This window comes from Vibrio sp. 03_296, from assembly GCF_002265885.1.
Window position 1 is genome coordinate 1 of the sequence record NZ_NPKW01000147.1, and the last position, 20599, is coordinate 20599.

The following is a 20599-nucleotide window of genomic DNA, read 5'->3' on the forward strand; positions in this document are numbered from 1 at the left end:
GGCAGCGGCAGCCCAAAACATCAAGAAGATAGCGTTGGTGGTGAACTATCTACGAAAAATGGGCTTAAATATGGCAGAAATAAGGCAGATACTTGCTTCTGTATACCCGTGTAATGAATGGAAACTTCTGCGCACGATATACAAAAAAAAATCACGATCGCGACCTACGGTCGCTTCCAAAAAAGAACCCCACTTAAAAAGCGGGGTTCGTCATCAATCTGAGATAACGACTTAGTCGCTATCTCTTTTTTTGTTGATTCGAAAGTCAGACGCGGTTTCTCCTACCTGTTTTTTGAAAAAACGCGCAAAGTATGCAGGGTCTTGATAGCCGAGTTCGTAAGCCACTTGGGAGACGGGCATCGGTGTAAGCAGCAGCAAGCGTCTGGCTTCCTGCATCACACGTTCAGCAACCAAACGCTTAGACGATAAGCCACTGATCTTACGGCAGATGTCGTTAAGCCTCGCGGTCGTTAATCCCAACTGTTCTGCATACTCTGGCAGTGTCAGGTGTTGTTTGTAATTGATTTCTATCATTTGGTTAAAGCGGTTAAAGATAGCGACGTCAGCACTACGAAACATAGTAGATACTGGCTGAGTGTTGGCATGGCGCATCACATCGATCAGCACCAGTTGCAATAGTGCTTGATTGGCGACATCACTCATAAACTCGGTGTTGTCTTGCTCGCTCAACAACATCTCTAATAACGACACTAGTTTAGACGGATTCTCCAAACGGGTACAAAACGGCTGCAACGCGGTTGAAGCAACGTCGTTTCGGCCAATTTCAATGTCGAGCAGACGCCAAACCAGCGGTTGACTAGCTGTTATCACATAACCGTTGGCGTAGTCGTCGGTGACAAAAGAGTGCGGTACCGTCGGTGGGGTAAAAAACAGCGTCGTACCTGTTTCCGAGTAGTGCGCCTGGTCGAGCAATACGTGCGTTGTTCCTTCAAGAATAATATGAAGTTGGTAGTAGCGATCGTGATAATGGGTGGGCATGTTACGACCAAAAAACAGCGCCAGACTGTCGAGTCGCTCAATATGAAAGTCACTATCGTCATAGCGTGAATCGTAGACTTTTCCGATATCCAAGTTAGGTATTGCCACTTGTTCCATGTGTGCTGTCCTTACTTATTATTCTGCCTTGAACTCAAGCATATCAAATAATAGTTAATATGTTATCTATATCTGCGAAAAGTACAAGTAAACATAGGTAACATCCATTTAACATCACATCGAGTGTGGCAATAATGAACCTACATCCCAATGAGAACAACAACAGGGTTTACGTCAAAAGGAATCGATGATGAAACAGCACAATCCTCTACTTGAAAAGTTAAACGCTATCTTGCCAACCATTGCAAAGAACGCACAACAGGCTGAACAAGACCGCACTCCACCGGAAGAAAACATCCGTCTACTACGCGAAATCGGCTTTTTCCGTGCGTTCCAACCAAAAGCTTACGGTGGTTTGGAAATCTCTCTACCTGAATTTACTGATTGCGTGGCAGCACTGGCTGGTGCGTGTGGCGGTACAGCATGGGGCGCGAGTTTGCTAGCGACTCACAGCCACCAGATGGCGATGTTCTCTAAGCAAGCTCAAGAAGAATTCTGGGGCAGCAACCCAGAAGCAACAGCGAGTTCAAGCATTGCGCCATTTGGCAAAATCGAAGAAACCGAAGGCGGTGTAATCATCAACGGTGACATGCGTTGGAGTAGTGGTTGTGACCATGCAGACTGGGCGATTTTAGGCTTTAACCGCTTTGATGAGGCAGGCAACAAAATCTACTGTTTCGGTGTTGTCCCACGCCACGAATACAAGATCGTTGATGACTGGTATGCTGCGGGCATGAAATCAAGCGGTACGAAAACACTGGTATTGGACAACGTATTTATCCCTGAGCACCGCATCGAAACGGCAAAAGGCATGATGGAAGGCCACTCAGCAGGCTTCGATTTGTATCCTGACAGCGACATTTTCTACACACCTTACCGTCCTTACTTTGCTTGTGGCTTCGCAGCGATCAGCTTAGGCATCGCTGAGCGTATGTTGGTGGTCTTTGCCGAGAAGCAGAAAAACCGCGTTCGTGCTTACACGGGTGCCAATGTTGGTGTTGCAACACCGGCGTTGATGCGTCTAGCTGAATCGACTCACCAAGTTGCGGCAGCACGTGCTTTGCTTGAGAAAACATGGAACGATCACAAAGAACACGGTGAACGTAAAGAATACCCAGACGCCGAAACGCTCACTTACTGGCGTACGAACCAAGCTTACGCAGTGAAAATGTGTATCGCTGCTGTCGACCGCTTATTTGAAGCGATGGGTGGTATGGCTTGGTTTAGCGATAACGAAGGCCAACGTTTGTTCCGCGATTCGCACATGACGGGCGCCCACGCTTACACGGATTACGATGTTTGTGCACAGATTCTCGGGAGACAATTGATGGGGTTAGAGCCGGATCCAACAATGGTTTAAGCGAGTTTTCCAGCGCAGCTAAAGGGCTGCGCTGGAGAGTTGTTAGCCGTTTATGTAACGTCCAAACAAATGTTGCTTGAAAAACTTCGCATTGAGTATTTCTCCGGTTGCCTGCTTAACAAGTTCGTCCGTGGTCAACAAACTGCCTTTGCTCCAAATATGGTCTGATAGCCACGTGAAGATGGGGGTCAAATCGCCAGAACGAACAACGCTGTCTACATCAACACTTTGCTTCATCGCTGCCATGAACTGTGCGGCGTACATTGCACCCAAGGTATAACTTGGGAAGTAGCCGAAAGATCCATCGGTCCAATGGATATCCTGCATACAACCATTTTTATAGTTACCCTCGGTTGATAGGCCAAGATAGGACTTCATTTTCTCGTTCCAAAGCTCTGGCACGTCGGTGTGCTTAATCACGCTATTCATCAAATCTCGTTCGATTTCATAACGCAAAATTACGTGCGCAGGGTACGTCAGCTCGTCGGCATCGACACGAATATAGCCTTTTTCTACGCGAGTATAGATTTTAGCAAGGTTGTCGGCGTTGAACTCGTTACCTTGGAAGTAGTTGGTGGCGAGTTGTGCTAAATGATCAACAAATGCAGGGCTGCGGCCCAATTGCATTTCGAAAAACAGTGATTGTGACTCATGAATTCCCATTGAGCGCGCTTGGCCTGCGGATGTTCCTGCAAACGCTTTGGGCAAACCTTGCTCATACCGAGCGTGACCCGTTTCATGCACAATACCCATTAGTGATTGCACAAACTCTTTTTCGTCGTATCGAGTGGTGATACGCACGTCACTAGGCACGCCGCCACAGAAAGGATGAACGCTCTCATCGAGACGCCCGTGTTCGAAATCAAACTGAAGCAATTTCATCACATCAAGGCCAAGTGCTTTCTGTTTTTCGGCTGGGTAGTGGCCATTAGGCAATTGGATCTGACCGGATGCTTGCTTTTCGATCGCTTGATCAATCATCGATGGCAACCACGTTTTTACATCGCTGAATAATTGGTCAAGTGACGCTGTGGTAGTGCCAGGTTCGTAGATATCCAGCATGGCATCATAAGCCGATACGCCTTTTGCTTCGGCACGAATTTGCGCTTCTTCACGCGACAATGTCACCACTTCTGCCCAGTTTTTTTCAAAACCTTGCCAATCGTTGTTGCCACGCTGAGTGCGCCAAGCGTGCTCACACTTAGAACCCGCCAGAGATTGCGCTTGCACTAAGGATTCTGGCAGCAGGTTTGCTTGTTGCCAGTCTCGTTTCATTTCACGTAATATCGCGCTTTGTTCGACAGAGAGATTTTCTTCTTCTGCCTTGGCAAACAGATCACCAAGCTGTGGTTGGGTCATTAGAGAGTGGATGTGTACTGACAGCTCTGCCATTGCGTTTGAGCGCGCTTCAGCGCCTCCAGATGGCATGACTGCGGCTTGGTCCCATCCTACAATGGCACTTAAATGTTCAAAGTGAGAGACCTTCTGGGAGTGGTCTAGGAGTTGTTGAAATGCGCTCATGTGACGTCTCTTTATCGTTATTCTTTCCATATCTCCCTAATCACGTTGTGCGCGTTTTCGCTGAGTGATTAGGGTTCCTGTAACGCTTTAAATCTCATAACTTAAAGCGAAAAGTGCATTTTCCATAATTCATCTGTTTTATACAACACTCTGGTCACGTCGTGTTCCTTGATTTGCTTGCGTAACGAATCAATAAAGAGTATTGATCTTCACACTTCCAACATAATTCAGACAATATATGGACATTTTAAATTTTGAAGCCTTTTTAATCGCCATTACCATCTTAACGTTAACTCCGGGGCTAGATACGGCATTGGTAATTCGTAATACGACTCGTGCTGGTTTGCAAGATGGCTGCATGACGAGTTTAGGCATTTGCTGCGGTTTGTTTGTGCACGCACTGTTTTCTGCCATTGGGATTTCAGCCATTTTGGCGCAGTCAGCGGAGCTGTTTCAACTGGTGAAAATGACCGGGGCGGCTTACCTTATTTGGCTGGGCTTTAGTAGCTTGAAGTCTTTGATGACGAGTGGGTCAGAGCTAAGCGTTGCGCAGATGGCACAGCAAAGTTACGATGCAAAACGCTCTTTGAGAGAAGGTTTTTTGTCGAATGTGCTCAATCCTAAAACCGCGGTCTTCTATTTGGCCTTTTTGCCACAGTTTGTGAATCCAGAGGGTTCGCCTCTTTTACAATCAATGACGATGGCGGGAATTCATTTCGTCATAGCGATGGTGTGGCAATGTGGGTTGGCTGGTGCGTTGAACTCAGCGAAAAATCTTTTGAAAAATGCGCAGTTCATGAAATGGATGGAAGGCGCAACAGGGGCCGTTTTGGTGGCTCTTGGTATTAAACTTTTGGTTGAAAAGCCAGTCTGATGCGTTTACTCACCAGTGTTGCTTTGGTGTCGGTCATCTTTCTAAGCGGCTTTGCTGCCTTTGTCGCTTTGAAAACGGTGCCTCAGTTAAATTTTGCGTCGAAAGGTATGGATTGGCAGTGGCATTGGGCATATTTCCTGCCATTCTCCAATGGGATTCAACAGACTCGGACTCAAGACACCAAACAATTGCTATTGAGGCGAGTCTATTTGGAAGATGACATTGCGGTTTTTGTTTCAACCACGTTGGACAACAAGTTCGAAATTGATGTATTTAAAGCCGCGAAGTGTAATGCGAGCTCTAGTGAGTGGGTCTCGGTTTCGGTAAATGGTGCGCCTATGATGCACGTCCCGTTGAAGTGTGAGCCTAGTGGTGATGGTTATCTCTTTCGTCATGTTGCGAACAAATTGAAGTCCTTGGAGTTTGGCTTTGAAGATGGCTTCATTATCGAAAGCTTTGCACAGTGGCCTATTAATGAAATCAAAGCGGATCAATTTAAACAGCAACATCCGACGTTTTTTAAAAAGCAGGGCGTTGAGGTGGAGCAGTGGCTAAGAGATTAAACAGACAAGGTTGTGTTTGAGAGTCTCTTCCACAAGAACAATAAAAACGCCCGCAATCACGAAGTGACAGCGGGCGTTTTTGTGTTAGAACTTAACGATTAGGCTTTAACGGCGTCAAAGTCGTCTGACTGAGAAGAGGGATTGAAAAACAGCTTCGTCTCTTCAATCACCACATGGCGCAACGCGATCAAACCAATGAGGTTAGGAATGGCCATAAGACCATTGACGATGTCGGCCAAGATCCAAATCATATCCAATTGCATAAACGCGCCTGAAGCCACCAATGCAAGAAAGATGATCTTGTAAGGTAGGATAGCTTTGGTTCCAAGTAGGAACACGACGCAACGCTCACCGTAATAGTTCCAGCCCAAAATGGTGGTAAATGCAAAGAACATCAGGCCAATTGACACCAACATTGGTCCTAAGGTATCTGCTTGTAAACCCACGGCAAAGGCATGTGTTGTCATCGCGGCACCAGCAAAATCACTTTGCCAAGCCCCCGTCAAAATAAGAGCAAGACCGGTCATTGTACAAATGACGATAGTGTCGAAGAAGGTGCCTGTCATTGAGATTAAGCCTTGCTTCACACAAGAGTCAGTTTTGGCTGCTGCGGCTGCCATCGGCGCACTTCCTAAACCGGATTCGTTCGAGAATACACCACGAGCAATGCCCGATTGAATGGCCAACATGATACTAGCGCCCAAGAAGCCTCCAGTGGCCGCTGTGGAGGTAAATGCCGAAACCAAGACTAACTCAATCGCGTTGAGCAATTGGTCGGCGTTCATGATGATGACACTCAAACACGCCAACACATAAAAGAGTGCCATGGCCGGAACCACTTTACCCGCGACGCTTGCGATAGATTTAATGCCGCCTAATGTGACAAACGCGACAAGCAGAGTCAGTACCGATGCAGAAATCTCTCGTGATACGCCCAGTGAAATCTCACTCGCATCTAAAATCGCGTTAACTTGTGGGAAAGTACCGATACCAAAACAAGCAACACCTAGCGCAAAAATCGCAAACATGATCGCCAATGCTTTCGAGCCAACACCGTATTGAAGGTAGTACATCGGGCCACCCACCATTTGGCCTTTATCGTCTACTTTGCGATATTTAACCGCCAGCAAACACTCGGCGTATTTGGTCGCCATACCAAACAAAGCGGCGAGCCACATCCAAAAAAGAGCGCCAGGTCCACCCAATTTAATTGCGGTGGCCACACCAACAATATTACCTGTACCAATGGTGGCAGAAAGGGCGGTACACAACGCGGCAAAGCTAGATACATCACCTTGCTGTTGTGTGGATTTGTCTTTACTAAACACCATCGCAAGAGCAGTCGGTAGGTGCTTAAACTGAATTAAGCCTAGGCTAAATGTGAAATAGACTCCGGTGCCGACCAGAAGAATCAGCAAAGGTGGTCCCCAGACAAAGCTATCGATAGTTTGTAGTAAAGATTGAAGGTCGTTCATGATTTCCCCTTAATAAAACAACTAATAAGGAGAAGAGGGAAAGGTAAAGATCGAGGATCTAAAATGGGCCAACAAAGCAAAACATTGCGGCTGAAAGCTCAAGCCACAAAAGACAAGGTGCATGTTGGGGTATAACTTTCCACTCCTCTGTCCTTTTGCCTGAGAGTTTCACCCTGCACATGGGCAGGACTTGCTCCTTCGGCGACCGATTTAACGGTTCTCTCCAGAGGTTCCTCCAACTACAGTCCTCGCATATTCTTTTGATATAACCAATAAGAATATTGCACCTGAAAGATTTACTTCTTCGGCGGGTATGACTAACCAAATGTTAAAATATGGTTAATTACCACTCTCCTGTAGCCTTCATCGGAACAATTACCTGAACTATTCAGGCAATCTGTAGGCGAATCCTAACCAATAACTTTTGTGATGTCATCAACAAAAATATCGTTTGAGTAATTATTGCGCGAATCGAGAAAAAACTACCGGAAGTTGACGTGTTCACTGCGAGAAATAGAGTACAATGCAAAGGCTAATAGATTGGTTTTGTTCGGTAAGGATGAAGAATGATAAGACTGATAGCAATTGTGGTTCTCATTGTATTGGCTTACTTTTTGCTGAGATATCGCACCAACGAAAAAATTCAGAAAGGGATTGTTGTGACGTTGCTAGGGATATTTGCCGTCTATACGATTGTTCTGGTTGCGAGCGAGCTGATTAAGTAGCTTAGTAATTCATATTGGAGTGAAATGTGGTGACATCGTCAAATAATCATCATGACGATCAAGATGATGTGGTCGTGATTGAAGAGCGTGATAACAAAACGGTTGTCTATATAGCGGTTGCGGCCATTTTAGGCATGGCCTTTGGTGGATTGCTCGGCTCACATTTTACTGCCAAGAAATGGGAAGCAAATTACCAGACGTTAGAACAGCAATATAAGTCGACCGTTGATGATCGAAGTAAGCTGGTGGCAAATTTGCAAACGCGTGAAGCCGAGCTAGATAAAGAACTGGATGCGAAGTTGGAAAGTGAACTTGCAATTCGTCAGAAAGAGCATCAGGCAGAAATCGAAAAGTTGCAAAATCAGCTGACAGAGATGGAAAAGCTTAACATCGCTCTGGAAGGGCAATTGAAAACGCAACAGTCTCGCATTGATTCTACCCAAGTTGAGAATGAAAAACTCAACCGCCAAGCGGATATGCAGGCGAACATGTTTGAGCGATCTCGAGAGCTGTTTCGTCGTGAGATGGAGATTAGCCAAGATCTTGAGAAGTTGGAAAAAGAGCGCGAGGCTTTGTTGCCCGCTTTTGACAAGCTTAAGAGTGAATGTGAAGTCTATTTGGCTGGGAAATCCTGGGATGCTAAGTCAGATGCGTGTGACAAACAAGATGAAGCGTCGTCACGTTTAAGCCAGATCGATCAGCTTATCGAAGTGTACAAAATGGATTTGAAACAAATTCGAACTATTACGCAAGATTTAGGATTACAGTAATTTTCTTTTTGATACCAACAGAGACAACAAGGCCCAGCGTAACGCTGGGCCTTGTTTATTCCGCTAGCCAATGACGGTGTTATTTTATGCTTGGCTACTTGTCTTCCATGTCACATTGATGATGGAGTACGGCAGCAATACGAAGGTGCGGAAATTCGTCATTCACATCTCTTTCATGGCAAGAAAAAAATTCAGTGGCTCTGTGCCGGAGCCACTTAGAGTAGAACCCAATATCCAGAGCGAAATGTGAGTTCTTCAAATGAGCCATCCTTGCTCAATTTCCAGCCATCTACGCTAAAAAACAGTGAATATCTGCAACTACATTAATTCATTTTGTCAATATGAAACATCCCCCATTTAGGGGGTATGTGCAGGGCTGGTGAGAATGGTGGCAATCAGATCAGATTGTTTGCCCGTACCGGTTTTACTGTAGATAGATTTGATGTGATCTTTGATGGTGTGAGGAGAGCGGTGACTGAGTTGAGCAATTTCATCTCGGCTGTAGCCTAACGCCAACAATTGGCAAACTTCGGTTTCTGCATCGGTAAAATTGAAGATTGGCTTGAGGAGAGTCGGGTTGAGTGTTGCACTTTTTTCTCTATCGTAGAGATAAATGATGCAGCCAATGCCTTCTTCCATAAGCTGATTGGATTCCGCGGAGAGAGGATAGCCTTGTGGAATAGTTTGCGCTTCCAAACCGATTGCGACAAACAGTAGCGTTAGCCCACCACGTTGTGAAGACAGATGCATCACCTTACACGCATCGTGATTTCTGACTCTGACAAGATGCAGGGTTTCTTGAACATTGAGCAGAAACTCATGGCGTAATGTGGCGTCACAGAAGCTAAGTTCACTGGGTAGCAGCTTAACGTTTTCCTGCAACGCGATGAGATCTTTCGCTTTGTGATTGGCGGCAACGTAAGCGCCTTTGCTGTCATAAAGCAGCGCAGCATGAGGCAACTGGCTGATGATTTGGGTAAGATTATTAGTGTATTGCTGTGAGGTTTTGAACTGCTGATAAAGCGAAAATGCACGTTGAATGTGAGGGACCAGCTTTTCCAATAGATAAAGTTCGGTTTCATCCAGTGGCAACTCACTTTGATTTCGATGCACACTGAGGAAGGCAATGTTGCCATCTGCATGGCCAATCAAAGCGGTAGCAACATCGCAAAAACCGTGGCGGTCAAACCAGTCTTCGACTTTCTGTTCTTGCGGGGTTAAGTCGTGTTGTCTACCGATGTGTTTATTTAGAGAATAAAATCGCCCGATGGGGTTTGTGGCGATGAAGTCGTTAATGATATTGCCGCGCGCGAGATCTTGCTCTATGTACTCAATGACAGCATCAATTTGTGGGCCGGCCATCCAGCCTGAAACCAGCTCTCCACGGTAGTTTGACTGAATATGAAAGACTGCGTCGGCCAAACGAAACTCGCCCACCATTTGCTCTAGAAACGGTTCGAATCCACGAGGATGAACAGGAGCTTGGTAGAGAGAATCAATAAGTTGGCTAAAACGACTAATCGATGAATGGATATCCTTTTCCATAAAAAATGGTCGCTCTTCTACTTATCATTATGAGTTGTTTATAACTTATAGATATTCTCAATGGATCGAAGTTTTTACTGTGAGAAGTGTTAAGTCACTCGATCTTTACCTGTCTCATAATTGATAAAGGCTCAAATTAATGAGCCTTTTTGCATATCAATAATAGGGTATTAGACCGTTAAGCCAGTCTTCTATCTGCGCGTCGTTGTTGAACGGTTTGGAAGAGACAAAGTACCAACCAAAATGCGGCCACTAACCACAAGGCGCTCCAGTAATTGGCGATTTGTTGCCAACTCGCGCCCATTTGATTGAGGGCTAAGAATCCTTTGATTGCATTGGTGCTTGGGCTCAGTTGTGCCAGCCATAGCAGCGGTGTTGGTATCATCTCTACAGGCCAAATGAAACCCGCTAAGAAGATCAGTGGCATGGAGCTAATCAGCACCACTAGGGTGACAAGCTCTCGTCGCGGCAGTAGCTCACCCAACCAATAACCAGTCAAACACGATGCGATGAGGAAGGGTAACAAGAGCGTCAACAACTGGGTAGCGTGGCCTAAAGTGTTGACCTGATGCATGGTAAAGCTGGCACCAAAATAGTACGCACTTAAAAGGTAGTACACACCAACCAATACCAGAGTTCTAACAGAGAGCAGCTTCCAACGAGGTTGGCTAGTCCAGTATCCGTGACCATGTTTTTGTGTGCCAACCATCAAACCCGCCGCCATGATTAAGGTCTGCTGAAGGATCAGCACAAACACAGCGGGCACAACATACTCAACGTATCCCATGGTTGGGTTAAAGGTCGGTTTTAGATTTAGCTTTACCGCACTGTATTGGTTGGCTGCCAGCGAAAGGGGTACGCCATCCATGACCAGTTTGGATACTTTCACTTGCGCAGCTAAAGTACCTCCGGTTTGAGCCAGACCTTCAACCACCGTGCCATAGACCAAAAAGTAAGAGGCGTCGCCCGCGTAGGAGAGTGTCGGGCTTTTCCCAAGTAACAAATCGCGATAAAAATGCTCTGGAATTACCAATATGCCGCTGATTTTTCCCTCTAGGAACGCTTGTTTTGCCGCTTCAATCGTATAGTCGCGACGGACAACATGCACTTGTGGTGTGGCATCGACCATCCGTTCCAGCTTGAGACTCGTGGCGCTCATGTCGAGATTCACGACGGATATGGTCTGTTCCCTAGGGGTTTGATTCGCGTACGGAAGAGGGTATAGGAACGAATAGAAAACCACACCACCAAAGACAGTGAGTGTCACTACCGGGTTGGTGAAAAGGGCTTTTATCTCCGCTTTGAACAACTCAAACAGGGACATTTGTCGCCTCCGTTTTCTTTAGATGGCGTTTTGCCAGCACCACAGCCAAAAAGGCGGGCAGTACGTAACCGGCCATAGGTAGCAAATGAGAGAGTGAAGTTAACGCGCTCGTCCCGTAACTGGCTTGTGCGACTTGGACTTCGATGTAGTGACTGATAGGCAGTAAGCTACGCCAGAATTGCGCCAATGAACCCATGTCTGAGACTGGGAAAGTAATGCCCATAAATGCGAAGCTCGGGGCGGTAAATGCGCCGGCGAAACTCATGGCTCGCGCTGCATCCAATGTCATGAAGAAAAAGAATGCACCCATGATCATACAAGCGATGGTGGTGGCTAACTGCGCGATCATGATTGGAAGTAAATGGCCTTGGAATGGCCAATCAAGCATGAAATAGAACCAAAATAGGAAAGCAAAACCATGCAAGAGGAAGATGGGCAGATAAGCCGCGAGTGTTTTGCTGATGACTTTGAATGGTTGATTGCCAAGCCATCGATCAAGATGTTCCGGTTTTCTCGCATAGACACGCAAATTGGCGGCGAGAATAAGAATGGAACAGACAACGATCATGATTTGCCAAATCGCGGGCACGACAGCAGAAACCAAAAACTGCGCATAGTTGGTGTTTTGGTTAAATAAAGGGGAGATTTGCGTGGAAATAGTGACAGCATTACCTAAAGCGCTCTGTACTGTGCTATTGCCATGACTCAAGGATTTCACAGTCTCAAGACCTGCATTAAAGAAACCTTGAGCTTGCACGACTGCTGAATTGATTAACCGGCCAATTAATATGTATTGACTGTTATAAAACACCGAGACTTGTGGTGCGCGTTGTAGGTAGATATCGCGATCGAAATGGTCAGGAATGATGACATAGGCATAAACCTTTCCTTCGATCATGGCATTTTTGGCTTGTAGTACATCGCTAAACTGATAGTCGACACTCATCGTAGATGACGCGTCCAGCATGTGAGTTAGCTTTCTCGAGAGTGTGCTGTGTGCGTTATCCACCACGCCGATAGGCAAATCTCGAGCGATGCCCGCTGAGAACACGCCCCAAATCAGCAGTGCCAACAGGATAGGGATCCAAGTGAGACACGACAACAACCATTTGTCGTGTCTCAACACATGCAATTGTGAGAATTGTGGTTTCATTGGCTAACCTTTACAGCTCAACCACTAAACTCATGCCCATGCGCAGATCGTGTGCCGGCGTTACTGGACGCGCTTCGACTTCAAATGTGCGCAGGTCAAACCCTTTGGAGGCATCGGTTGCACGCCATGTCGCGAAATCACCCATCACAGCGATGTGACTCACCTTAAACTCGATCTTTTTGTCCAGCGCAGGTAGGTAGGCTGAAAACGTTTGATCTTTTTGGAAGTGTTTTAATAGGTCTTCTCGAACATTCAGGACCGCCCAAGCGTCTTGTGTATCGATCACCGTGACGACAGGAAAGCCCTGAGGAGCAAGCTCACCACTTTGCAATAGCACTTGTGATACTTCACCGTCAAACCAGCTCTCGATACGAGTGTCGTTGGCGTACGCTTCTACTTCTGCGACAGCACCGGCTGCCATGCGCGCTTTTTCAGCGGCTGCTAGTTTGGTTTCGTCGCGGACACCTTCTTTTGCCATTTCATACATTTGAAATGCTGCACTTTCGGTGTACTTAGCGGCTTGCCATTGTGTCATGGCTTCATCGCGTTTTTGCTCTGCGACAACACCATCGTTATACAGATTGTTGACGCGTTGGTAGGTCTTCTCCATCAAATCTGCAGCGGCTTTGGCTTTTAGCCATTGGTCTTTCGCTGCTTGAATCTGTTGGCTACGAGCTCCTTTTTCGGCTTCTTGAGCGAGGGCGCCTGCCGCTTTTTCACCGGCTTTCGCTTGTTCGAGCTTGGCTTCGATTTCTGGGCTATGCAGGGTAAAAACCAGTTGCCCCTTGGTGATATTTTCCCCTTTACGCACTAAGACTTGATCGATACGGCCTGGTACTTTAGACGAAATACTGTACTGCTGCGCTTCAATCATGCCTTGCAAGCGGACTGGCTCTGGTTGATAGGCTTGATAAAAGCTGTAACCGACCCAGCTCACGACACCGACGGCACACAGTGACAGCAAAACAGGTTTAAATGATTTCATAGTGACGCCTCTTGAGTCGGTTGGTAAGCAGATGATTGATATTGATTGAAGCTATTCATTTCGCTACTGAGCGCCAATAACTTGGTCAAAGAGAGTAGGTAGCGAAATCGTGCGGCAGATTGCTGGGTTTCGACGCTCGCGCGATAGAGCTGCGCATCAACCACTTCCAAAGAGGTGGATAGGCCTTGGTTGAACGCTTTTTCTCTTAAATCTAGGTTCTCTTTGGCTAGGCGAATACTTGATTCAAGGCCGATGACTTCGTCGATGGCTTGTTGCGCTTCCAAATAGGTTTTTTGTACCAGTACGGAAAGATCTTCTTTCGCTTGTGCTTTGAGAGATTGAACTTGAGAGACCATACTGTTGGCAGCCTTCACTTTGTCACTGCGGCCAGTGTTTTCCAATAGCGGAATATTCACGCCCACACCAACCAGCCAATCAGGCTTCATCTCACTGGCTAACGAATCATCTTCGTAAAGGCTGTAATCTCCGTAAAGATAGACCTCAGGGTAGTATTTCCCTTTCTCAGCTTTGATCAGCGCGCTGGCTTGTTTCTCTTTTGCACTGAGTAAATCCAATCCTGGGTAGGTAGCGAGTGTCTGCTCAGTAAAGGCGGAGAGTGGAGGAAGATGTTGGTTGATGAAGAGCCCTTCAGCGGGTTCGACCATGTCATTTTGTGCCAAGATTTTGCTCAAGGCTGATTGCGCGATATCGAGGTTACTTTTGGCTTTTCGTGTTTCGACCTTAGCTTTATCCAGTGAGGCTTCTGCTTGTAAGCGTTCCACATGGGCGATTTGGCCCTGTTTTTCGAGCTTAATAGCGAAATCTCGATGCTGTGTTAAGCCTTGTTCCACCGCTTGGCGTGTTTGTAAGACTTCCTTGGCTAACACGACCGAGAAATAGTATTTACTTAAGTCCTCGTATCTCGCTTGTGTCTCCATCGACAGTTGGCTTCTGGCTTCATCGGTTTTCCCTTCCGCAGCCGCTTGTGCTGCTGAAATACGACCGCCAGTGAAAATTGGCCAAATGGCACGGATGGAAGACGTAAAGACATCTCGCTCGGTGATGGTTGTTTCGATACCACCTATAAGAGGTAGAAGATTTTGAGCAATTGGAGCCAGCGCAGGGTTTATAGGGGGCATTTTCGTGTTCGACATTAACTGCTCACCAGTGACCGTAACATCGGCATCCAAACGAGTGTAGTTAGCCCCAATGCTAATAGAGGGCAGATTTAAACTGCTGGTGGCGCTTTGCATATGTTGCTGGCTTTCAACATTGGCGCGTTGTGCTGCAAGAGAGTGGTTGTTTTCTTGCAAAAGTTGCCATGCTTGCTGGAAGGTAATGGGTGCCGCCTGACAGGCGAGCGATATGGAGCTCGAGAGCAGCCCAATCATCAATAGCTTACTGTGTCGTTTCATGATGGATATCGCAAAATAGAGTAATGACTCTAATATATAGTAATTGTGATCCACTGTTAAGTTGTGGGTTTATCTTTTCGCCAAGATTGCGAAATGAGCAGTTGCTATCTTGGTAAGGAAATGTGTCTATTAAAACATGAAGCCTCACCTATGCAAATTGGAACTTATTATGGGCAAGGTACAGATAATAAAAAGCACAACCCGAAAGCTGTGCTATTTTGCGTAGAGGCGAGCTATCTTACTTCATGGAAGGGCAGAAGAATTCTGCTCTCCATTCAAGTTGTCGAGAACCTTGCATGGTCTGCAAAAGATCCCGTCCGCTCATTTGCGGGAATGATAAAAGGACTTTCAGGTCACTCGGACTCCGGCCGTCTTTTTCATAAGCCCTGACGTGTGTAAAGGTTGAATGCATATTCTTCGACAGCATTGCCTTATTCAGACAAATTCCAAAGGTATCGCGTTCCATATTGATCGTTCCTTATCAATTGACACCACCTTGTCGTTATTATTGTAATCAAGTTTGATGTTGCTTCATTGCCCAAAAAGTATACGCCCAACGCCCTAAAAAGACCTCAAATTTAGCTAAATTCGTAGTGATCTAGATCAATAACTGGTTCGATGGTTATGTAACTTGTTGTTTATTTAAAATCCACTTCTCACATTTGAGAGGTATTACTTGCAGGATAATAAATAGTCATTTCACGAGGATTTATTTCTTGCGATTCACACTTCCGAATGGAGGTAAGAGCATGCATGTTAAAACGGTGTTAAGTTAACTCACTTTTCTCTGTTTTTAAGTAGTGCAAAGAGGTAAGCATGACGTGGCAAAGCATCAGTTTTCGTAAAAGAATGCTGGTCATTATGACGCTCTCTGGTTTGATTGAGTTGCTTATCCTCGTAGCAGCGGGTTTTGCCTACCTCAAATACACACAAGAGCAAGAAATGGGGCAGAAGGCACTGGGTGTTGCTCAATTTCTTGCTAACTCGACCACAGTGGTTGAGCTGGTTGAAAGCCGTGACAATGTCACCTATCAAGCAAAGTTTCGTGAACTAACGGAAGCATTGGGTGCTGCGTTCATCGTTGTTGGTGACCGAGAAGGCATTCGTTTAATCCACCCCCTTGATGAACGTCTTGGTTTACCGATGCGTGGTGGTGATAACGCCCGAGCATTGGAAGAAGGCGAAGCGTATATCTCGACAGCAAGAGGTTCACTGGGCTATTCGGTGCGTGGCAAAGCGGCTGTGTTTAACTCGGCGGGTGAGGTCATCGGCGTGGTCTCTGTGGGTTATCTGCTTGATCGATTGCAAGACAGAATAGAGCCATTTGCGTGGTTTTTAATTGCTATGACGTTACTGGTGGTTGCTGCGAATGCCTTGGTTTCCAATTACGCTTCTCGTAAATTTCAACGGGCGATTTTGGGGTTTGAACCAGAAGAAATTGGTCGTTTATATGGTGAGCTTGATGTGACCATGAGCACCATTAAAGAAGGGGTGTTAAGTATTGACGCCAACGGCGTTTTGCGTTCCATCAACCGCAGTGCGGCGCACATTCTCGGGTTAGAACCGGCTCAAGTGCTGAACAAACCGCTCTCAGATGCGTTACCTGCCAGTGATCTGTACCGGGTACTCGAGACGGGACAAGAAGATCACGATATTGAACTTTACCTCAACCAAAAGAGGTTGATTGCCAACCGAAGCCCGGTTTACGTGGATGGCAAAATTGTCGGCGCAGTGTCCAGCTTTCGTTTGCGTGATGAAATTTCTGAGCTCACTGAACAGCTTTCTCAAACCAAAGAGTATGCCGATTTATTGCGCTCACAAACGCATGAGCATCGCAACAAACTTAATACCATCAGTGGCCTAGTTCAGATGGGCGAGCTCGACGCGGTTCAACAGCTTATCGGTCAGGAGACGGCACACTATCAGGGGCTGATCGAGTTTCTACGCGATACGATCAAAGATCCATTGGTGGCGGGCATGTTGCTAGGAAAAACAGAACGTGCGCGTGAGCTGGGCTTGGAGTTAGTGGTTGAAGAAGGGGCTCGTTTAGAGCCGCTAAGTGCTTGGCTCAATCCAGAAGACATCACGACAATACTCGGTAACCTGATTGATAACGCCTTTGACGCGACAATGAGCGCAATTGCACAAGAAGGCAATTTTGCCCGTTCACGTAGAACCATTGAAGTCTCGATCAGTGACTATGGGACGGAAGTGATTCTCGAAGTACAGGACCAAGGTTGTGGTTTACCAACGCAGTTTTCCACTGAGCAGCTGCTTGAGAAAGGGATCTCAAGCAAAGCGACCAGCATGCGTGGGGTTGGGCTCTACTTAGTCAATCAATTAGCCGCACGTTATGGTGGCTCGATAGAGATGGCGGAGAATGACAAATTTGGCACAAGAATGACGGTCTATTTACCCAAGGAAGAACAAAGATGAATGCCGATACCCGAGTGATGATAATTGAAGATGATATGGCGATTGCTCAGCTTCATCATAAGTATTTGCAGCAAATGGACGGCTTCGAGGTGATTGGCATTGCGACCACACAAGCCGAAGCCGAAATGCAGTTGTCCGTGTTCGAGCCCGATTTGGTTTTGCTCGATGTTTACCTTCCTGATGGCAGTGGGTTGGAGATCCTCAATCAAATTCGCGGCAGCAATCGTCATTGTGACGTCATTTTGATTACCGCAGCAAGAGATGTGGAAACGCTACAAACCGCAATGCGTGGCGGTGTGGTGGACTATTTGTTGAAACCCGTGATGTTTCCACGGCTGGAAAGTGCCTTGAACAAATATCGTGCGCAACGAGTGCAACTGGGAACGGTGTCCGATCTCAATCAAGGCTTGGTAGATAAAATGCTGCAAGCAAGCAGTACGCAGGAAAGCGTATCCAACCGGCTACCCAAAGGTATCGATGGGGTTACCCTTGATAAAATTCGAACCTTATTTCAAGGCGAGCTTTCTTATACTGCCGATGAAGCGGGGGAGCAAATCGGGGCCAGTCGCACCACGGCAAGGCGCTATCTTGAATATTTGATCAGCTCGGGTGAGCTTGCTGCCGATTTGAATTACGGTACGGTCGGTCGCCCTGAACGAACGTATCGCAAAGTTCATCGTTAATTTGCAGGTTATACGGCAAATTTAATATGTGAGCGGTGTTTTTCTTACTTATCGTGCAATGGATTACATTTGAGCGAATGTTTGCTGATTATTTGTCCATATCTTAATTAAACTGGTCTAATCAGTTTTAAATTAAATAATCTTTAAATAACAAATAGATATGTCATTTTTGAGTCATAATTTAAACGATTGCGATTCTAACTATTGATGTATGTCAAATTGTCGTAGACAATACGCCCCCGTGTCGGGCAAATCATTCTTATTACCAACCCACACTCACTGTTTTGTAAGGTTTTGTCTATTAGTGGAATAGGCAGGGCCGATTATCAATTTTTAGGTGTCACTGATAGGGTGGGCTCATCCTTTAAGCCGTATCCAGGCACACAACAAGTACCTCGTTTTTAAGGGAAAGATGATGGTAATACCAGAAAACAGCAGCATCGTAATTTTTGGTGCTTCAGGTGATTTAACATATCGCAAGTTGATCCCTGCTTTATACCACCTCTACGCAAGTAAGCAGCTACCAGAAAACTTTGCTATTTTAGGTGTCAGCCGCACTGAATACAGCGATGAATCTTATCGCGAAAAGTTAAAGCGCTCTCTTCAGGAAATGGAGAAAACGGAACCAGCCATTCTGGATTCATTTATCGACCATCTTCACTATCAAGCCATCAACACGTCAGACACAAAAGACTACGCGAAGTTGGTTGTACGTTTAGACGAATTGGCCGCTCAATACCAGTTCGAACAACGAAATACACTGTTTTATCTGGCCACACCGCCAAGCCTTTACAGTGTTATTCCTGCAAGCCTTGCTCATCACGGTCTCAATAGTGAAGAGGATGGTTGGAAGCGCCTGATCATTGAAAAACCGTTTGGTTATGATTTGGCTTCGGCACGTCAGCTCGACAAAGAAATACACGATTGCTTCCAAGAGCATCAGATCTATCGCATCGACCACTACCTTGGAAAAGAGACCGTTCAAAACTTACTTGTTTTCCGTTTCTCTAACGCCATGTTTGAACCTCTGTGGAACCGCAACTTCATTGATTATGTGGAAATCACAGGTGCCGAATTCCTTGGTGTGGAAGAGCGCGGTGGTTATTACGACGGCTCCGGTGCTGTGCGCGATATGTTCCAAAACCACCTACTGCAAGTGTTGGCGATGGTGGGCATGGAGCCGCCAGCACAAATTAACGCCGATTCCATGCGTGATGAAGTAGTGAAAGTTCTGCAGTGTTTAAAACCGCTTGAGGAAGATGATCTGCGTAACAACCTGGTTTTGGGTCAATACACAGCATCAGACGTGCGCGGACAACATCTGCTTGGCTACCGTGAAGAAAACGGCGTAGCGGACGATTCTCGTACTGAGACTTACATTGGTCTGAAAGCGTACATCAATAACTGGCGTTGGAATGGCGTACCATTCTACGTGCGCACGGGTAAGCGTCTTCCAACTCGCGTGACAGAAGTGGTTATCCACTTCAAACAAACACCGCATCCGGTATTTGGCCAAAACGCCCCAGAAAACAAACTGATCATTCGTATTCAGCCTGATGAAGGCATTCAAATGAGCTTCGGTTTGAAAGAACCCGGTGCAGGCTTTAAAGCCAAAGAAGTGAAGATGAACTTCCATTATGCTTCGTTGCAAGAGACGCAAATGCTGACCGCCTATGAGCGTCTGCTTCTTGATGCGTTAAACGGCGATGCAACGCTGTTTGCTCGCAGCGATGCGGTAGAAGCGTGTTGGAAATACGTTCAACCTATCCTCGACTTCAAACAAGATCCACAAGCACTCTTTGGTTATGCCTGTGGTACTTGGGGGCCAAAAGAGTCGGACGATTTGCTGCAGCGTGACGATCGCGCGTGGCGTTTCCCATGCAAAAACCTAACAGATACGGACTACTGCGAACTATGATCAATCACAAGATCTACCAAACAGCAGAGCAGGTAGTAGAAAGCCTAGCAAACGACATGAAAGCGTTTAGCGAAATGGGACGACCTGTTCATATCTCACTTTCTGGTGGCAGCACGCCTAAAATGCTGTTTAAGCTTTTGGCATCAGAAACGTACGCAACCTCCATTCAGTGGCAAAATCTTCATTTTTGGTGGGGTGATGAGCGCTGCGTGGCACCAGACGATGCAGAGAGCAACTACGGTGAAGCGAATGCCCTTTTGTTCTCAAAACTAAGAGAATTGAGCCAAGTGAGCATTCCTGCGGAAAACATCCACCGTATCCGTGGTGAAGAGCAGCCAGAAGTGGAAGCGGCACGTTTTGCAAAAGAAATGGCAGACGTTATTCCAACCGATAATGGCACACCTGTGTTCGATTGGATCTTGCTTGGTGTAGGCGCAGATGGCCACACGGCGTCGCTTTTCCCAGGTCAAACGAATTATGACGATGAGAACCTGTCAGTATTGGCTTCTCATCCGGAATCTGGACAAATTCGCGTTTCGAAAACGGCACGAGTACTGGAAGCGGCAAAACGCATTAGCTACCTAGTATTGGGCGCCGGTAAAGCGGACATTGTTGAAGAGATCAACAGCAATCCAGCGGAAGAACTTCCTTACCCGGCAGCGAAAATTCATGCGAAAGCAGGGCTGACGGAATGGTATTTAGATTTAGACGCAGCAGCGAAAATCGCTTAACCGTC

At 46.4% G+C, this 20599-nt stretch carries 19 protein-coding genes and 1 riboswitch; of the genes, 10 read left to right on the plus strand and 9 right to left on the minus strand.

The genetic code is table 11. From position 1 onward, the window contains the following. Window positions 1-235, plus strand: a 235-nt coding sequence (locus CIK04_RS33465; protein WP_142994998.1) for a hypothetical protein, incomplete at its 5' end; no start/stop codon positions are given. On the opposite strand, the gene hpaA is transcribed toward CIK04_RS33465, so the two are convergent. Continuing rightward, complete coding sequence (hpaA, locus tag CIK04_RS19550; protein ID WP_097352670.1) at window positions 232-1116, minus strand: 4-hydroxyphenylacetate catabolism regulatory protein HpaA; 885 nt, start codon at window positions 1114-1116, stop codon at window positions 232-234. The genes CIK04_RS33465 and hpaA overlap by 4 nt on opposite strands. A gap of 187 nt (window positions 1117-1303) precedes the next feature. On the opposite strand from hpaA, the gene CIK04_RS19555 reads away from it, so the two are divergent. Next, window positions 1304-2476: a p-hydroxyphenylacetate 3-hydroxylase oxygenase component gene (locus CIK04_RS19555; RefSeq protein WP_198044035.1), complete on the plus strand. Its 1173-nt coding sequence runs from the start codon at window positions 1304-1306 to the stop codon at window positions 2474-2476. 42 nt (window positions 2477-2518) lie between these two features. Here CIK04_RS19555 and CIK04_RS19560 read toward each other — a convergent pair whose 3' ends face one another. After that, complete coding sequence (locus CIK04_RS19560) at window positions 2519-3997, minus strand: carboxypeptidase M32 (protein WP_176463385.1); 1479 nt, start codon at window positions 3995-3997, stop codon at window positions 2519-2521. Between the two features lie 238 nt (window positions 3998-4235). Between CIK04_RS19560 and CIK04_RS19565 the strand changes: the two genes are divergently transcribed. Both CIK04_RS19565 and CIK04_RS19570 read left to right on the plus strand, forming a co-directional pair. Beyond that, window positions 4236-4871, plus strand: a complete 636-nt coding sequence (locus CIK04_RS19565; RefSeq protein ID WP_097352672.1) for a LysE family translocator — start codon at window positions 4236-4238, stop codon at window positions 4869-4871. Further along, window positions 4871-5434, plus strand: coding sequence for a threonine transporter RhtB (locus CIK04_RS19570; protein WP_097352673.1), 564 nt, complete (start codon window positions 4871-4873; stop codon window positions 5432-5434). The genes CIK04_RS19565 and CIK04_RS19570 overlap by 1 nt, the downstream gene beginning before the upstream one ends. Window positions 5435-5532: 98 nt before the next feature. Here the strand turns inward: CIK04_RS19570 and CIK04_RS19575 are convergent, their stop codons facing one another. Further along, complete coding sequence (locus CIK04_RS19575; protein ID WP_017789112.1) at window positions 5533-6909, minus strand: sodium:alanine symporter family protein; 1377 nt, start codon at window positions 6907-6909, stop codon at window positions 5533-5535. Window positions 6910-7046: 137 nt separating this feature from the next. After that, window positions 7047-7146, minus strand: a riboswitch (glycine riboswitch). 329 nt (window positions 7147-7475) lie between these two features. On the opposite strand from CIK04_RS19575, the gene CIK04_RS32780 reads away from it, so the two are divergent. Then, window positions 7476-7634 (plus strand): hypothetical protein, encoded by a 159-nt coding sequence (locus CIK04_RS32780; RefSeq protein ID WP_011150215.1) that lies wholly within the window; start codon window positions 7476-7478, stop codon window positions 7632-7634. A gap of 26 nt (window positions 7635-7660) precedes the next feature. Further along, window positions 7661-8404, plus strand: coding sequence for a chromosome partitioning protein ParA (locus tag CIK04_RS19580; RefSeq protein WP_097352674.1), 744 nt, complete (start codon window positions 7661-7663; stop codon window positions 8402-8404). 357 nt (window positions 8405-8761) lie between these two features. Here the strand turns inward: CIK04_RS19580 and CIK04_RS19585 are convergent, their stop codons facing one another. The 6 genes from CIK04_RS19585 to CIK04_RS19610 form a co-directional block, all read right to left on the minus strand. Further along, on the minus strand, window positions 8762-9949 hold the full coding sequence (locus CIK04_RS19585; RefSeq protein ID WP_097352675.1) for a helix-turn-helix transcriptional regulator: 1188 nt from the start codon (window positions 9947-9949) through the stop codon (window positions 8762-8764). 178 nt (window positions 9950-10127) lie between these two features. Continuing rightward, window positions 10128-11273, minus strand: coding sequence for an ABC transporter permease (locus CIK04_RS19590; protein WP_045595560.1), 1146 nt, complete (start codon window positions 11271-11273; stop codon window positions 10128-10130). Further along, the gene (locus tag CIK04_RS19595; protein ID WP_039448524.1) at window positions 11260-12426 is read right to left on the minus strand and encodes an ABC transporter permease; all 1167 of its coding nucleotides are present in this window, start codon (window positions 12424-12426) and stop codon (window positions 11260-11262) included. The genes CIK04_RS19590 and CIK04_RS19595 overlap by 14 nt, the downstream gene beginning before the upstream one ends. A 10-nt stretch (window positions 12427-12436) precedes the next feature. Then, entirely contained in the window at window positions 12437-13411 is a 975-nt protein-coding gene (locus CIK04_RS19600) for an HlyD family secretion protein (RefSeq protein WP_017422115.1), read from the minus strand. Further along, a complete protein-coding gene (locus tag CIK04_RS19605; RefSeq protein WP_176463386.1) occupies window positions 13408-14826 on the minus strand; it encodes a TolC family protein in 1419 nt (472 codons plus the stop codon). The genes CIK04_RS19600 and CIK04_RS19605 overlap by 4 nt, the downstream gene beginning before the upstream one ends. 238 nt (window positions 14827-15064) lie before the next feature. Then, complete coding sequence (locus CIK04_RS19610; RefSeq protein ID WP_017422113.1) at window positions 15065-15292, minus strand: hypothetical protein; 228 nt, start codon at window positions 15290-15292, stop codon at window positions 15065-15067. A 350-nt stretch (window positions 15293-15642) separates the two neighbouring features. Between CIK04_RS19610 and CIK04_RS19615 the strand changes: the two genes are divergently transcribed. From CIK04_RS19615 to pgl, 4 genes are all read left to right on the plus strand, one after another. Continuing rightward, window positions 15643-17262, plus strand: a complete 1620-nt coding sequence (locus tag CIK04_RS19615; RefSeq protein ID WP_097352677.1) for a sensor histidine kinase — start codon at window positions 15643-15645, stop codon at window positions 17260-17262. After that, on the plus strand, window positions 17259-17945 hold the full coding sequence (locus tag CIK04_RS19620) for a response regulator (RefSeq protein WP_072609988.1): 687 nt from the start codon (window positions 17259-17261) through the stop codon (window positions 17943-17945). Before CIK04_RS19615 ends, CIK04_RS19620 begins: the two co-directional genes overlap by 4 nt. 415 nt (window positions 17946-18360) lie before the next feature. Then, window positions 18361-19863, plus strand: coding sequence for a glucose-6-phosphate dehydrogenase (gene zwf / locus CIK04_RS19625; protein ID WP_026050694.1), 1503 nt, complete (start codon window positions 18361-18363; stop codon window positions 19861-19863). Beyond that, window positions 19860-20594, plus strand: coding sequence for a 6-phosphogluconolactonase (gene pgl, locus CIK04_RS19630; protein WP_011080525.1), 735 nt, complete (start codon window positions 19860-19862; stop codon window positions 20592-20594). Before zwf ends, pgl begins: the two co-directional genes overlap by 4 nt. Window positions 20595-20599 lie beyond the last annotated feature (5 nt).

Coding starts and splice junctions, on each gene's coding strand:
- hpaA (WP_097352670.1), bottom strand. CDS start 1,116: ATGGAACAAGTGGCAATACCTAACTTGGATATCGGAAAAGTCTACGAT.
- CIK04_RS19555 (WP_198044035.1), top strand. CDS start 1,304: ATGATGAAACAGCACAATCCTCTACTTGAAAAGTTAAACGCTATCTTG.
- CIK04_RS19560 (WP_176463385.1), bottom strand. CDS start 3,997: ATGAGCGCATTTCAACAACTCCTAGACCACTCCCAGAAGGTCTCTCAC.
- CIK04_RS19565 (WP_097352672.1), top strand. CDS start 4,236: ATGGACATTTTAAATTTTGAAGCCTTTTTAATCGCCATTACCATCTTA.
- CIK04_RS19570 (WP_097352673.1), top strand. CDS start 4,871: ATGCGTTTACTCACCAGTGTTGCTTTGGTGTCGGTCATCTTTCTAAGC.
- CIK04_RS19575 (WP_017789112.1), bottom strand. CDS start 6,909: ATGAACGACCTTCAATCTTTACTACAAACTATCGATAGCTTTGTCTGG.
- CIK04_RS32780 (WP_011150215.1), top strand. CDS start 7,476: ATGATAAGACTGATAGCAATTGTGGTTCTCATTGTATTGGCTTACTTT.
- CIK04_RS19585 (WP_097352675.1), bottom strand. CDS start 9,949: ATGGAAAAGGATATCCATTCATCGATTAGTCGTTTTAGCCAACTTATT.
- CIK04_RS19590 (WP_045595560.1), bottom strand. CDS start 11,273: ATGTCCCTGTTTGAGTTGTTCAAAGCGGAGATAAAAGCCCTTTTCACC.
- CIK04_RS19595 (WP_039448524.1), bottom strand. CDS start 12,426: ATGAAACCACAATTCTCACAATTGCATGTGTTGAGACACGACAAATGG.
- CIK04_RS19600 (WP_017422115.1), bottom strand. CDS start 13,411: ATGAAATCATTTAAACCTGTTTTGCTGTCACTGTGTGCCGTCGGTGTC.
- CIK04_RS19605 (WP_176463386.1), bottom strand. CDS start 14,826: ATGAAACGACACAGTAAGCTATTGATGATTGGGCTGCTCTCGAGCTCC.
- CIK04_RS19610 (WP_017422113.1), bottom strand. CDS start 15,292: ATGGAACGCGATACCTTTGGAATTTGTCTGAATAAGGCAATGCTGTCG.
- CIK04_RS19615 (WP_097352677.1), top strand. CDS start 15,643: ATGACGTGGCAAAGCATCAGTTTTCGTAAAAGAATGCTGGTCATTATG.
- CIK04_RS19620 (WP_072609988.1), top strand. CDS start 17,259: ATGAATGCCGATACCCGAGTGATGATAATTGAAGATGATATGGCGATT.
- zwf (WP_026050694.1), top strand. CDS start 18,361: ATGGTAATACCAGAAAACAGCAGCATCGTAATTTTTGGTGCTTCAGGT.
- pgl (WP_011080525.1), top strand. CDS start 19,860: ATGATCAATCACAAGATCTACCAAACAGCAGAGCAGGTAGTAGAAAGC.